Raw genomic sequence first — 12135 nt, 5'->3', positions numbered from 1 at the left:
TTATTTTATTCCGAGCTGCTTTTTTATGTTGCTGATCAAGCCCGGGCCGAGTTCTTTATTCCCACCGTGCATGGGTAGCTGGGACTTCTTGCCGTCGCGATAGATGGTGAGATGACCACTGCCTCCGCGATGGTTTTCAAATTTGCATCCCTGCTTTGCCAGCCAGCGTTTAAACTCGTTTGCGTTCATAAGTATAGGTTATTCAACACATCTGTGGAAGTCAACATAAGTGTGTACTTTATTTTAACCTTTTGTTTACGCTTTCGTTTCGAGGGGAAATTATCTCCCAAAGCGGTTCTATTGCCACTGCACTTTGCTTTCTGCGCCTGCGTTTGCTTTTCGCAGGCGTAGCGGAGGCGGACGCGGCTGCGATCGGCCAGCAATCGCGGGGTTACGGATAGCGCCAACGCAGATAGAAAACACCGCATCGCGACTTCACGAGATAGGCCGGATTAAACAAACCAATGTTCCCCTTGGATGTCTCACCAAGAAAAAATAACTAAATCATTGATTTTTAAGCAAAATGGTGGGCCCGGAGGGACTCGAACCCCCAACCAAGCGGTTATGAGCCGCCGGCTCTAACCATTGAGCTACAGGCCCTTTGGCGTCATCATCGCCAAGGTGTCCGGCGCAATGGTTCGCCGGGACGGTTTCGCTCTAACGTAAATCTTCAGCGGGAACAAGTGACTGCCGCAATAGCTTCACAATCGAGCGTCAAGACGGTGATATTGTTCGCAATCAGGGAGTGAAACATGCCTTCGAACACCAGAATGATCGCTTTGGGCCTGATCGCCGGCCTGCCGCTTGCCGGGCTTGGCGTCATGCCGGCTTCTGCCGCCGATGCGTCGCCGCGCGAAGCCGTCATTTCGGTGGCGGGCGAGGGGCGGGCGACGACGACGCCCGATATGGCGGTGCTCGGGCTTTCCGTCGTCAGGCAGGCGAAGACCGCGCGCGAGGCGCTCGACGAGAACAACAAGGCAATGGGCGACGTGCTTGCGGCCTTGAAGAAGGCCGGGATCGCCGAGCGCGACCTGCAGACCTCGGGCTTCTCGGTGCAGCCGCAGTTCAACTATCCGCAGGGCACGGACGGGCAGCCGAAGCCGCCCGAACTGATCGGCTACCAGGTGTCGAACTCGCTGAGCGTCCGGGTGCGCGATCTCTCCAAGCTCGGCGCCGTCATCGACGAGGCCGTGACGCTTGGGGTCAACCAGGGCGGAGACATCCAGTTCACCAACGACAAGCCGGACGCGGCCATGGAAGAGGCGCGCAAGAACGCGGTCGCCGACGCCATCAAGAAGGCGAAGACGCTGGCAGAGGCTGCCGGCGTCAAGGTCGGGCGCGTCATCGAGATCAGCGAGAGTTCGCCGCGGCCGCAGCCGGTGCCGGTCTACCGCGCCGCGATGATGAAGGAAAGCGCCGATTCCTCGGTGCCGATCCAAGGCGGCGAGACCAGCTACAACATCAGCATCAACGTCACATTCGCCATAGCGCAGTAGCATTCAGGCGCGCTGGAACGCTTTTAAAGCACTTGTGAGGCCGTTGGTATCTTGAACGATATCAACGGCTTATCTTTTGCTGGTATGGCGTGTTTACGACCATGGCGGATAAAAGGCTTTATCACGGCCGTATTACACTATAACATCTATCGTGTTAATTCGGTCCGGAACGGGAACCTGAGTTCTGTTTCCCGCGTTGTTGCCGACCGAAGAGGAGGAATGGACTTATCCCTACAAGAGGAGACAGACATGTCGAATGCCTTGCCGCCGCTTCATAACGGACACGCCCCGTTCACCCTGCAAGAACTCTTCCGCGAAGCGCTTTATGCGTTCGAAGAGTGGGATGCGGAACTCACCGTTCCGATCGTGACATTCGAAGGCCGCGTCGTTCCGATCAGTCAGGTCTTCGATGCCATGCGCCTTTGCGACGATATCGTGCCGATGAACATCGTCGGTGCCGTCACCGAACGGCTCACCAAACCCTGGGAGGGCGAGGGGCCGCTCGACCAGATGACCTTCTCCACCGCCGCCCGCGTCATGGGTGTGCTCGTTCGCAAGCGTCTGCTGGCGAATGGAGGAGCCGATATCGCCGCGGTTGCCGCTCAGGCCGACGAAAGCCGTTCGCGCCGCTGATTCCATGGATCGCGGCTTTCCGGTCGCGGTCCATTTCCCGCCGGCAGAATATCTTCGCCCGCGACGCTTCTAGAGGTTGAAGGCTTCCTTCAGCCCGACGCTCTTCTGCTCCCGCAAATCAAGATCCGCCTCGATATGGGCGATGTGATGCAGCATCAGCTGGCATGCTCTCTCGAGATCCCTGCGCTCGATGGCGTCGACGATGTCGCCGTGTTCGGAGTGGCCGCAGCTCGAAACGGTCGATTGGCCGTAGAGCGCGATCACCAGCGAGGAGCGGGCGACCAGCTCATCCATGAAGCGTTGCATGATCGTATTGCCTGACATCGTCGCGAGCGTCAGGTGAAAATCGCCCGAGGCCTTGATCTCGGCGCGTCGCGCGGTCTGGCCGCGCTCACCCATCAGGCGGCCTTCCTCGATCAGAAGCTGCCTCAGGTGCTGGATCTCGGATGGCGTGATCCTTGCCGCCGCCTCGCGCAGGATGCCGGGCTCGATCAGCCGGCGGGCGGCGAAAATCTGGCGGGCTTCGTCGGGCGAGGGGTACGCCACGAAGGCGCCGCGGTTCTTCTCGACGCTGACGAGGCCCTCATAGGCGAGCGCCTGCAGGGCCGAGCGCGCCAGCGTGCGGCTGACATTGAAGAGATTGCCGACATCGCTTTCCGACAACTTGGTGCCGGGCGAGAGCCGCCGTTCGACGATGGCGTCGCGGATGGCGTCGCGGATCTGCTGGCTGCCGGTCTCGGCTGTGTCGTCCGTCGTCGTCTCGACGGCTTTGGCGGCTGATTTCATGGAGATGGAATACCTTGTCGTTGCCGGGATGATATCCGGCTTCGTCTCAAAAGTTAAATGGATTTTGCACGCAAATATGCGGCTAAATTGTATACGATTTTTTGCTCGAATTGCAGACGATAGCCTATTTCCTGTGCAGCCGAATTTCTGTCCAAAATTACGCCTTTCGCTCGGCGACGTCAAATAATCGATATGCTGCAATGGCTTGATGCAGCGCAGCAGAAATTGGCACGGCAGATGCATCGTCTTTCTCGAACAGGGGAAGACACTGATGTCGAAAGCGGCAGAGATCGATATTGCATCCGTTTCCAAGGTGTATGGCGCAACCACCGCCGTGCACGCGATCAGCCTGAAGATACCGGCCGGGTCCTATTGCTGCTTCCTGGGGCCGTCGGGCTGCGGCAAGACCTCGACGCTCAGGATGATCGCCGGGCACGAGAGCATTTCGTCTGGCGATATTCGTCTCGGCAATATCGTCGTCACCGATTTTCCGCCGGCCAAGCGCGGTACGGCGATGATGTTCCAGTCCTACGCGCTCTTCCCGCATCTCGACCTGATCGACAACGTCGCCTTCAGCCTGAAGATGAAGGGCGTGGAGAAGGAGGAGCGGCGGGCCAAGGCGCTGGAGATGCTGAAGCTGATGCAGATGGAGGCCTATGCCAACCGGCGTCCGGCGCAGCTTTCCGGCGGCCAGCAGCAGCGCGTGGCGCTTGCCCGGGCGCTGATCACCGACCCCGAGGCGCTGCTCCTCGACGAGCCGCTGTCGGCACTCGATCCGTTCCTGAAGATCCGCATGCGCGCCGAGCTGAAGAAGCTGCAGAAGACGCTCGGCATCACCTTCGTGCATGTGACGCACAGCCAGGAAGAGGCGATGGCGCTCGCCGATATCATCGTCATCATGAACGACGGCAAGATCGAGCAGGCGGCGACCCCGCGCAAGGTGTTCGAGGAACCGGCCACCGCCTTCGTGGCGCGCTTCATGGGCGATCACAATGTTCTCTCCGGTCGCGTCGCATCGGTCGGCGATGGCGTTCTGACGCTCGAGGCGCCGGGCGGCCAGATGTTCTCGGTGCGGGGCGAGGGCAGGCTTGCCGGCGAGCCCGTCGATATCGGCGTCCGCACGGACCGGGTGCGGCTCGATACGGCCTCCGACAAGACGCTGGGTTTCAACGGCGTCGTCTCCAACATCGAATATCGCGGCGCCTCGGTGAAGATCACCGTGGCGGGCGCGGGCAGTGACGACTTCACCGTCATCGCAAGTGACGGCGATTTCTTCAATAAACCCGTATCGGTCGGCGATGCGGTGTCTCTGAGTTGGGCCCTGGAGGACGCGGTCCTCCTCGGCCGTGCATGAACCTCACCAGCCAAAAAGAAGGGGAACTGACATGACAACTGAAAAGAAGACGACCAAGATGGCAGCGGGGATTTCCCGCCGCAGCCTGCTGAAGACGGGTGCCGCCGCTGCCGGCGCGATCGCCGGCTCGGGCCTTATCACCGGCTTCCCGACCATCTGGGCGCAGTCCAACATCACGCTTCGCCAGTTCGGCACCGGCGTTTCCAACATCAATGCCATTGCCGAGCAGTGCAAGAAGGACCTCGGGATCACGCTGGAGATGACGGCGACCGACAGCGACGCCGCCGCCCAGCGCGCCGTGACGCAGCCTGATAGTTACGATATCGCCGACATCGAATACTGGATCCTGAAGAAGGTCTACCCGACCGGCGTCATCCAGCCGATGGACGTGAAGAAGCTGAAATACTACGACAAGGTCGTTCCGCTCTTCAAGAACGGCAAGCTGAAGCCGGACAGCGTGATTGCGCAGGGTACCGCGCCGCACACCGTCGGCTATGTCGAGAGCGCCGACGCCAAGACCTTCGCCAAGGGCGAGACCGAACTCTTCACCATGATGCCGACGATCTACAATGCCGACACGCTCGGCATCCGTCCCGATCTCGTCGGCCGCGATATCACCACCTGGGCCGATATCATGGATCCGAAGTTCAAGGGCAAGACCTCGATCCTCAACATCCCCTCCATTGGCATCATGGATGCCGCGATGATCATGGAAGCACTCGGCAACATCAAATATGCCGACAAGGGCAACATGACCAAGGAAGAGATCGACAAGACGATCGAGTTCCTGATCAAGGCAAAGCAGGACGGCCAGTTCCGCGCCTTCTGGAAGTCGTTCGACGAGTCGGTCAACCTGATGGCCTCCGGCGAAGTCGTCATCCAGTCCATGTGGTCGCCGGCCGTCGCCGCCGTCCGCTCCAAGGGCATCGCCTGCAAGTATCAGCCGCTCAAGGAAGGCTACCGTTCGTGGGGCGGCGGTCTCGGCCTCGCCTCGCACCTCAAGGGCGCCGAGCTCGACGCGGCCTATGAGTACATCAACTGGTACACATCCGGCTGGGTCGGCGGCTACCTCAACCGCCAGGGCTACTACTCGGCCTGCATGGACACCGCCAAGGGCTTCATGACCGAGGACGAATGGGGCTACTGGATCGAAGGCAAGGCCGCCAAGGGCGATATCCTCTCGCCCGAGGGCAAGGTCATGGAGAAGGCCGGTGCGGTTCGCGACGGCGGCTCGTTCGAAGAGCGCATGGGGCATGTCGCGTGCTGGAACTCCGTCATGGACGAGGACCGCTACATGGTTCGTCGCTGGAACGAGTTCATTGCGGCTTAAGGGCTGTAACCGCTGACGAAGCGAGTGCCGCTTTCCCCTCCCCAAACCCTCCCCACAAGGGGGAGGGAGCGTGGGCGCTGCGGCGAGGAAGCTCTCTCCGTTGGGGAGGTGCGACAGAACAGCTCCTCCGTCTGGTGGGGAGGGCACAACAGAAAAACTCCCTCCCCCTTGTGGGGAGGGTTGGGGAGGGGTCTTCGATCCCTCTCTCATTCCGTTTCAAGGCAAATCCGAGAGGATGGCAGATGGCGACGATCGCTTCAGCAGAGACAAACGAGACGACTGAGCGGGCGCGCAGCCCGGGCTTTCGGCTGGCGCCATGGGCGGCCTCCTATCTGCAGGCAACGCCGCTCATCCTGATCCTCGGCTTCTTCTTCATCCTGCCGATCGCGATGATCGCTGTCGTCAGCTTCTGGGATTACGACTTCGCCGGTCTCTACCCCGATTTCCTGACCATGAACTACACCGAGACGCTCGGCTCGTGGGTGACGTGGAAGACCTATCTGAACACGCTGAAATTCACCGTCATCGTCTGGGCGCTGACCGTCTTCATCGGCTTCTGGGTCGCCTATTTCCTTGCCTTCCATATCCGCCGCACGTCGACGCAGATGATCCTGTTCCTGGTCTGCACCGTGCCGTTCATGACCTCGAACATCATCCGCATGATCTCCTGGATCCCGGTGCTCGGCCGCAACGGTCTCGTCAACTCGGCGCTGATCCAGATGGGGATCATCCCGCAGCCGATCGAATGGCTGCTCTATTCCGATTTCGCCGTGGTGCTCGCCATGGTGCACCTCTACACGCTGTTCATGGTGACGCCGATCTTCAACACGCTGATGCGCATCGACCGCTCGCTGTTCGAGGCGGCGCGCGATGCCGGGGCCAGCGGCTGGCAGATCCTGTGGAACGTCGTCATCCCGCTTGCCAAGCCCGGCATCGCGATCGGCTCGATCTTCGTGGTGACGCTCGTGATGGCCGACTTCTCGACGGTGCAGGTCATGTCCGGCGGGCAGAGCGCCTCGGTGGCGCTGATGATGAAGAACCAGATGTCGCTGCTGCAATATCCGGCCGCCGCCGCCAACGCCGTGGTGCTCTTGATCGTCGTGCTGATGATGGTCGCGGCCATCCTGCGCGTCGTCGATATCCGCAAGGAGCTTTGAGATGAGCCACGAAAAGCGCACGCTCGAATTCTACGTGCTCGCCGCCTTCTTCATCGTCTTCGTGCTGTTCCTCTACGGCCCGCTGTCGGCGATCCTCATCCTGTCCTTCCAGGGACCGGATGGCGGCCTGACATTCCCGCTCAACGGTGTTTCCGTCCACTGGTTCTTCAACCTGTTCGAAAAGCAGGCGGTGGGTGATTTCGGGGCTTCGTTCCGCCGCTCGTTCTCGCTCGGGCTGATGGTGATGGTCGTCACCGTCGTCGTGTCGCTCTTGGCGGGCCTTGCCTTCCGCCGCCGCTTCAAAGGCGCGACGTTGCTCTTCTACGCGACGGTCGCCAGCCTCGTGGTGCCGTCGATCATCATCTCGCTCGGCATCGGCGTGGTGTTCCAGCAGGGAGGGCTGAAGCCGGCCTGGTATTCGTCGGCCTTCGGCGCGCACCTGACATGGACGCTGCCCTTCGGCGTGCTGATCATGTTCGCCGTCTTCAACCGCTTCTCGCCGGCCTATGAGGAGGCAGCGCGCGATCTCGGGGCGACGTCGTGGCAGACCTTCGTGCATGTCGTTCTGCCGATGATCGCGCCCAGCTTGATCGGCGTCGGCCTGTTCGGCTTCACGCTCTCCTATGACGAGTTCGCCCGCACGCTGATGACATCGGGCAGCTACAACACGCTGCCGCTCGAAATCTACGGGATGACGACGAACGTGACGACGCCGGTGCTCTATGCGCTGGGAACGGTGACGACGCTGTTTTCCTTCACCATCATTCTCGTCGCGCTTGGGATCATGATGATGCTGCGTGGACGCCAGGCAAAGACAAGCTGATCTCATGCGCATCCTGATCGTCAATCCGAACACGACCGCCAGCATGACCGAGAAGGCGGCCAATGCCGCCCGCGCGGTTGCCGCCGGCGGGACAGAGATCATCGCCGCCACCTCCAAGATGGGGCCCGTGTCGATCGAGGGGCATTATGACGGGGCGCTCGCCATTCCCGGTCTGCTGACGGAACTGAAGGAGCGGGCAGGGACCTATGACGCCGCCGTGATCGCGTGCTTCGACGATACCGGGCTAGAGGCGGCGCGCAGTTTCGCCGACGTGCCGGTGCTCGGGCTTTGCGAATCCGCCGTCGCGACCGCCGGCTTTTTGGCGCAGCGCTTCACCGTGGTGACGACGCTGGAGCGCTCGCGGGTGCTGATCGACAATCTGGTGCGGCGCTACGGCATGGGCGCGCGCGCCAGAGTCCGGGCATCGGACATACCGGTGCTGGAGCTCGAGGATGAAGCGTCGGGCGCGATCGGCAAGCTCCGGGCGGAGATCGAGCGGGCGCTGTCGGAAGATGGTGCAGAGGCGATCGTGCTCGGCTGCGCCGGGATGACCGATCTGGCGCGCGAACTGCAGGAGATCTACGGCGTGCCTGTGGTCGACGGCGTGGCGGCCGCCGTCAAGCAGGCCGAGGCGCTGGTGTCGCTCGGCTTGTCGACCAGCAAGCGCGGCTCCTATGCGGCACCGCTGGCGAAGCCTTTCCTCGGTGAGATGAGCCGGTTTTCCCCGATGCAGGCGGCAGGCTGATCCATGTCCATTTCCTTCGATTTCGAGGCGCTGTCGGAACGCGAGCGTTACAAGCTGATGATCGGCACCGTTGTTCCCAGGCCGATCGCGCTGGTAACGACCGTGGACGAGAACGGCCGCGTCAATGCGGCGCCGTTTTCCTTCTTCAACTGCCTGTCGGCCGATCCACCGATCCTGGCGCTCGGGGTCGAGAACAATCCCGACATGTCCTTCAAGGATACCGGCCACAACATCCGCATGACGGAGGTGTTCACCGTCAATATCGTCTCCTTCGCGATCGCCGAGGCCATGCATGTCTGCGGCTCGAAATATCCGCGCGGCGTCGACGAACTGAAGCATGCCGGGCTGACGGCGATGCCGGGGACCAAGGTGGCCTCGCCCTACATTGCCGAAGCACCGGCGGCGTTCGAATGCCGCAGGCATGTGACGCTGGAACTCGGCAAGTCCAGGCAGATCATCATGGGCGAGATCGTCTATGCGCATTACCGCGACGGCGTCGTCGATCCCGAGCGGCTGCGCGTCGATCCTGAGCAGCTCGATGCCATCGCGCGGCTCGGCGGCGACACCTGCAGCACCATTCGCGACCGCTTCGAGATGCTGACGCCCAAGCTCTGAGTGCTGCCGTATCACCACGATTTCGCTTTACTTTTTCGCCCTGCTGGCGATGCTCACGAAAAAGCATTCGAGGAGAGGAAACGGACATGACCATGCCTGACGACGATCTTGCACGCATCGCCGAGCAGGAGAGGGTGCTCAGCTTCGACAGCTTCGATCTGACGACGGCGTGGCAGCTTGGCAAGCTGCTGCAGGAGCTTGGCACGGAGCGCGGGCTCGGCATCGCCATCGACGTCACGCTGCATTCCATGCCGGTCTTCTACGTGGCTCTTCCCGGCGTCACGCCCGACAATGTCCAGTGGGTGCGCCGCAAGCGCAATCTGGTGCTGCGCTATTTCCGCAGCAGCTATGCCATCGGCCTCGATCTGAAGGCCAAGGGCAAGACTGTGGCGGACAATGGTCTTGATGATGCCGATTATGCACCGCACGGCGGCAGCTTCCCCATCAACGTCAAGGGTACGGGCTGCATCGGCTCGGTGACGGTCTCCGGCCTGCCGCAGCGCGACGATCACAATCTCGTCGTCGAGGCGCTGGCGCTGATGCTGGCCAAGGATCTGGACGCTCTGCGTCTGGCGTAGGCGCTGCATGAAAGAGTGCCGGCCCATGCCGATTGGGGAGAGCTCTAAGTCCTCTCGACGACCCATACGGTTGGGGCGCCGACAATGCCGCCGGTGCGCATCGCCGAGCGCAGTTCCTCGAGCTGCATGAAGGTCTTCGCGGCTTCCGGTGTCGCGAATTCATGGGTAACGGTGATATCGTTGGGATTGTCGGCGGATTGAAAGACCGCCTCGGCGATCACGCCGTTTGCCGCCTGAACCGACCGGAAGGCATCATATACCTTGCGCCAAGCCGCATAGTCCGAAACCTCATGCCGTACGAACACTGTCGTCATGTTCCGCTCCTGCGTTGCATTCACACGTTTCGTTGGGAAGCCCAGGCGGCACGGTAGCACCGATGAGGGTTTCGCGCGCGGGGAAATGCATCGTGCCGGCCGAGCGGCCTTGCGCGTCGCGCGCCGTTGAAATTCCATGTATGATGGCGTTCTCTCGATCAGGGAATGGGATCGATGACGCGTCGTTGCAGAAAGGTGGGGCGCATTCTTGCGGCGTTGCTTTCCGTGGCGCTGATCAGCGCCGGGCGGGCTGATGACGGGCGTTGGTACGCGGGAGGCTATTCCTTCTCCGACGAGTTGGGTGGTTTCCGCATCCTGTCGATCTCCGGTTCCGGCACGCGGGATGATCCGATCGAAATCCGCGAGGCGTTCGACAGCCTGGCGCCGGTGACGCTGGTGATCCGCTTTGCCAGGCCGTCGGAACTGCAGGTCGGGGTGCCGGGCTCGTTCCACCTTCGCGTCGTGGCCATGAACGAGAGCGGGCTGGCATGGATCGGCTTCGGCTTCGAGCTGCAGGAAATCCGCGGCAGGCCCAGCGATTTCGAGGACGGCCTTTCCTTCGGGCAGGCGGATCCCAATCCGTCGCTGATTTCGTCCAGCCGTTTCACGCATTTCGAAAGCCGCTTCGAGAGCTTCGACCGGTTGAATTTCGACGAAGGCCATGTCGATCCCAAGGAGCAATCGAATTTCGGCTTCTTCGTTTCCGATGTCACGCCGGTAATCGAGTTCTATCTGGTTGAGGAGCCGCGCATTCCGTCGTCGTAATCCGGCACGGCGCGCCATACGCGCCAGGCGATAACCTGATCGTAAGCTCTCCCGGTTACAAGGCTTCCTTTATCCGTCCTGACAGTTTGCGATACTGGGTGTGTGGGCATGCGTTTCGTTCATTTCAGACTTGTCGGTCCCGCCGTCGCTTGCATTGTCTTGTTGATTATCGGCATGGCGACATTTCCCTATTACGGGGTGGCGCAGATCGACGACGAAGCACGACAGCGCCAGGAAGAGCTGGTCGAACGAAACATCGCGCTCTGGATCGCCGACGTGGAATTTTCACTGACTGCCTGGACCGTATGGGACGAGGCGATCGCGAAGCTCGACAACAGCTTCGATTTCGAATGGACGGATCGCAACATCGGGGCTTCGCTGATCGGTACATCGCGAACCCGATTCACCGCCGTTCTCGATTCCGGCGACGCGGTTCTGTATTCGCGTACGGATGACAGCGTGAAAGACAGGCCGTTCTTCGCCAGGGGAGCGGCGGTAATCACCGCGGATGCATCACAACTCGTGGCCGAGGTCCGTGCGAAGGAGCAGGCACCTGTCAAGAACGGCATTCCCGATGCCATCGTCAGCAGTCGGATCGAGGTGCGTGGCGAGGAGGCCGTGCTCCTGTCCGCGAGCCTGTTCCAGGCCGATTTCGGAACGGCGAAGCCACGGGGAAGCCGGGCACCCATCCTCATCACCGCAATGCCTATCAGTGGCACTCTTCAGGATTTCTTCGGAAGCCGTTTCCTTCTTGACGATGCGCGCATTTCTCCGCTGTCCATGGTGGCGCCCGGTCGCGCCCGCGCCGAAGTCGCCGTCGGACCGGCTGGCGAGATCGAGGTTCTGTCCTGGCGGCCGCCGACGCCGGCGGCGGATGTTCTCTATCAGGTCATGCCGCTGATCCTGACGGTCATCGTGCTCCTTGTCGTCGGCGGCGTGTTTATGGTGCGCATCTCCCAGGCGACGGCACAGATGCTGGTCAGCCGCGAAAAGCAGATGCGTCACGCGGCAACGCATGATTTCCTTACGGGCCTCGCCAACCGTGCTCTGCTCGATGCCGAATTCACCGAACAGGCCGCCGCGGGTGAGCTGGTGGTGGTCTGTCTCGACCTCGATGGCTTCAAGGCGATCAACGATACACACGGACATGCGATCGGCGACGAACTGCTGAAGGTCGTGGCCTCACGACTGGTTTCGTCGAAACGCGACGCGGACCGCCTGTTCCGGCTCGGCGGCGACGAGTTTGCGATCCTGATGCCTGATATCTCCGCGATGGAAGCGGACGCGGCCTGCCGTCGGATTTCGGCGCTGCTCTCCAAGCCGATGTCGATCGCCGGCTGCACCGTAGCGATCGGCGCGTCGTTCGGACTGACCCGGGTCGCAAATCCGGAGACTGGCTGCGACGCCGTGTTGAAGGCCGCCGACAGGGCGCTCTATGAGGCGAAGTCGCTCGGTCGCGGCAGTATCGTCGACGCCGCGACCATGTCAGCTCGCCTTGCGGAACAGAATGTAAAGCCGAAGTTCGCGGCCAGAGGCTGA

General features: G+C 61.5%; 14 protein-coding genes and 1 tRNA gene. 11 read left to right on the top strand and 4 right to left on the bottom strand.

What is annotated here, in order from left to right:
* Complete coding sequence (locus QTL95_RS22730) at window positions 1-189, bottom strand: type II toxin-antitoxin system HicA family toxin (RefSeq protein WP_289722156.1); 189 nt, start codon at window positions 187-189, stop codon at window positions 1-3.
* A 335-nt stretch (window positions 190-524) separates the two neighbouring features.
* Window positions 525-600, bottom strand: a tRNA-Ile gene (locus tag QTL95_RS22725).
* Window positions 601-752: 152 nt separating this feature from the next.
* Between QTL95_RS22725 and QTL95_RS22720 the strand changes: the two genes are divergently transcribed.
* Both QTL95_RS22720 and QTL95_RS22715 read left to right on the top strand, forming a co-directional pair.
* Entirely contained in the window at window positions 753-1496 is a 744-nt protein-coding gene (locus QTL95_RS22720; RefSeq protein WP_442981335.1) for an SIMPL domain-containing protein, read from the top strand.
* 249 nt (window positions 1497-1745) lie between these two features.
* Window positions 1746-2129, top strand: coding sequence for a hypothetical protein (locus QTL95_RS22715; protein ID WP_289722155.1), 384 nt, complete (start codon window positions 1746-1748; stop codon window positions 2127-2129).
* 69 nt (window positions 2130-2198) lie between these two features.
* Here QTL95_RS22715 and QTL95_RS22710 read toward each other — a convergent pair whose 3' ends face one another.
* On the bottom strand, window positions 2199-2915 hold the full coding sequence (locus tag QTL95_RS22710; RefSeq protein ID WP_289722154.1) for a GntR family transcriptional regulator: 717 nt from the start codon (window positions 2913-2915) through the stop codon (window positions 2199-2201).
* A gap of 271 nt (window positions 2916-3186) precedes the next feature.
* Here QTL95_RS22710 and QTL95_RS22705 point away from each other — a divergent pair, with 271 nt between their 5' ends.
* From QTL95_RS22705 to QTL95_RS22675, 7 genes are all read left to right on the top strand, one after another.
* The gene (locus QTL95_RS22705; RefSeq protein WP_289722153.1) at window positions 3187-4269 is read left to right on the top strand and encodes an ABC transporter ATP-binding protein; all 1083 of its coding nucleotides are present in this window, start codon (window positions 3187-3189) and stop codon (window positions 4267-4269) included.
* A gap of 31 nt (window positions 4270-4300) precedes the next feature.
* Window positions 4301-5599, top strand: coding sequence for an ABC transporter substrate-binding protein (locus tag QTL95_RS22700; protein WP_289722152.1), 1299 nt, complete (start codon window positions 4301-4303; stop codon window positions 5597-5599).
* Between the two features lie 242 nt (window positions 5600-5841).
* Window positions 5842-6756, top strand: coding sequence for an ABC transporter permease (locus tag QTL95_RS22695; protein WP_289722151.1), 915 nt, complete (start codon window positions 5842-5844; stop codon window positions 6754-6756).
* Between the two features lies 1 nt (window position 6757).
* On the top strand, window positions 6758-7579 hold the full coding sequence (locus QTL95_RS22690; RefSeq protein WP_289722150.1) for an ABC transporter permease: 822 nt from the start codon (window positions 6758-6760) through the stop codon (window positions 7577-7579).
* A gap of 4 nt (window positions 7580-7583) precedes the next feature.
* Window positions 7584-8324, top strand: coding sequence for an aspartate/glutamate racemase family protein (locus QTL95_RS22685; RefSeq protein WP_289722445.1), 741 nt, complete (start codon window positions 7584-7586; stop codon window positions 8322-8324).
* A 3-nt stretch (window positions 8325-8327) separates the two neighbouring features.
* Complete coding sequence (locus QTL95_RS22680; protein ID WP_289722149.1) at window positions 8328-8939, top strand: flavin reductase family protein; 612 nt, start codon at window positions 8328-8330, stop codon at window positions 8937-8939.
* Between the two features lie 86 nt (window positions 8940-9025).
* Window positions 9026-9517 carry a heme-degrading domain-containing protein gene (locus QTL95_RS22675; protein ID WP_289722148.1) on the top strand — a complete coding sequence of 164 codons (492 nt, stop codon included), beginning with the start codon at window positions 9026-9028 and terminating at the stop codon, window positions 9515-9517.
* A 44-nt stretch (window positions 9518-9561) separates the two neighbouring features.
* Here the strand turns inward: QTL95_RS22675 and QTL95_RS22670 are convergent, their stop codons facing one another.
* Complete coding sequence (locus QTL95_RS22670) at window positions 9562-9831, bottom strand: antibiotic biosynthesis monooxygenase (RefSeq protein ID WP_289722147.1); 270 nt, start codon at window positions 9829-9831, stop codon at window positions 9562-9564.
* Window positions 9832-10005: 174 nt separating this feature from the next.
* Here QTL95_RS22670 and QTL95_RS22665 point away from each other — a divergent pair, with 174 nt between their 5' ends.
* Window positions 10006-10596, top strand: a complete 591-nt coding sequence (locus QTL95_RS22665) for a hypothetical protein (RefSeq protein WP_289722146.1) — start codon at window positions 10006-10008, stop codon at window positions 10594-10596.
* Window positions 10597-10704: 108 nt separating this feature from the next.
* Window positions 10705-12135, top strand: coding sequence for a diguanylate cyclase domain-containing protein (locus QTL95_RS22660; RefSeq protein ID WP_289722145.1), 1431 nt, complete (start codon window positions 10705-10707; stop codon window positions 12133-12135).

Source organism: Rhizobium sp. S152, from assembly GCF_030380735.1.
Taxonomy (GTDB): domain Bacteria; phylum Pseudomonadota; class Alphaproteobacteria; order Rhizobiales; family Rhizobiaceae; genus Rhizobium.
This window is presented reverse-complemented; position numbering and strand designations above follow the sequence as displayed.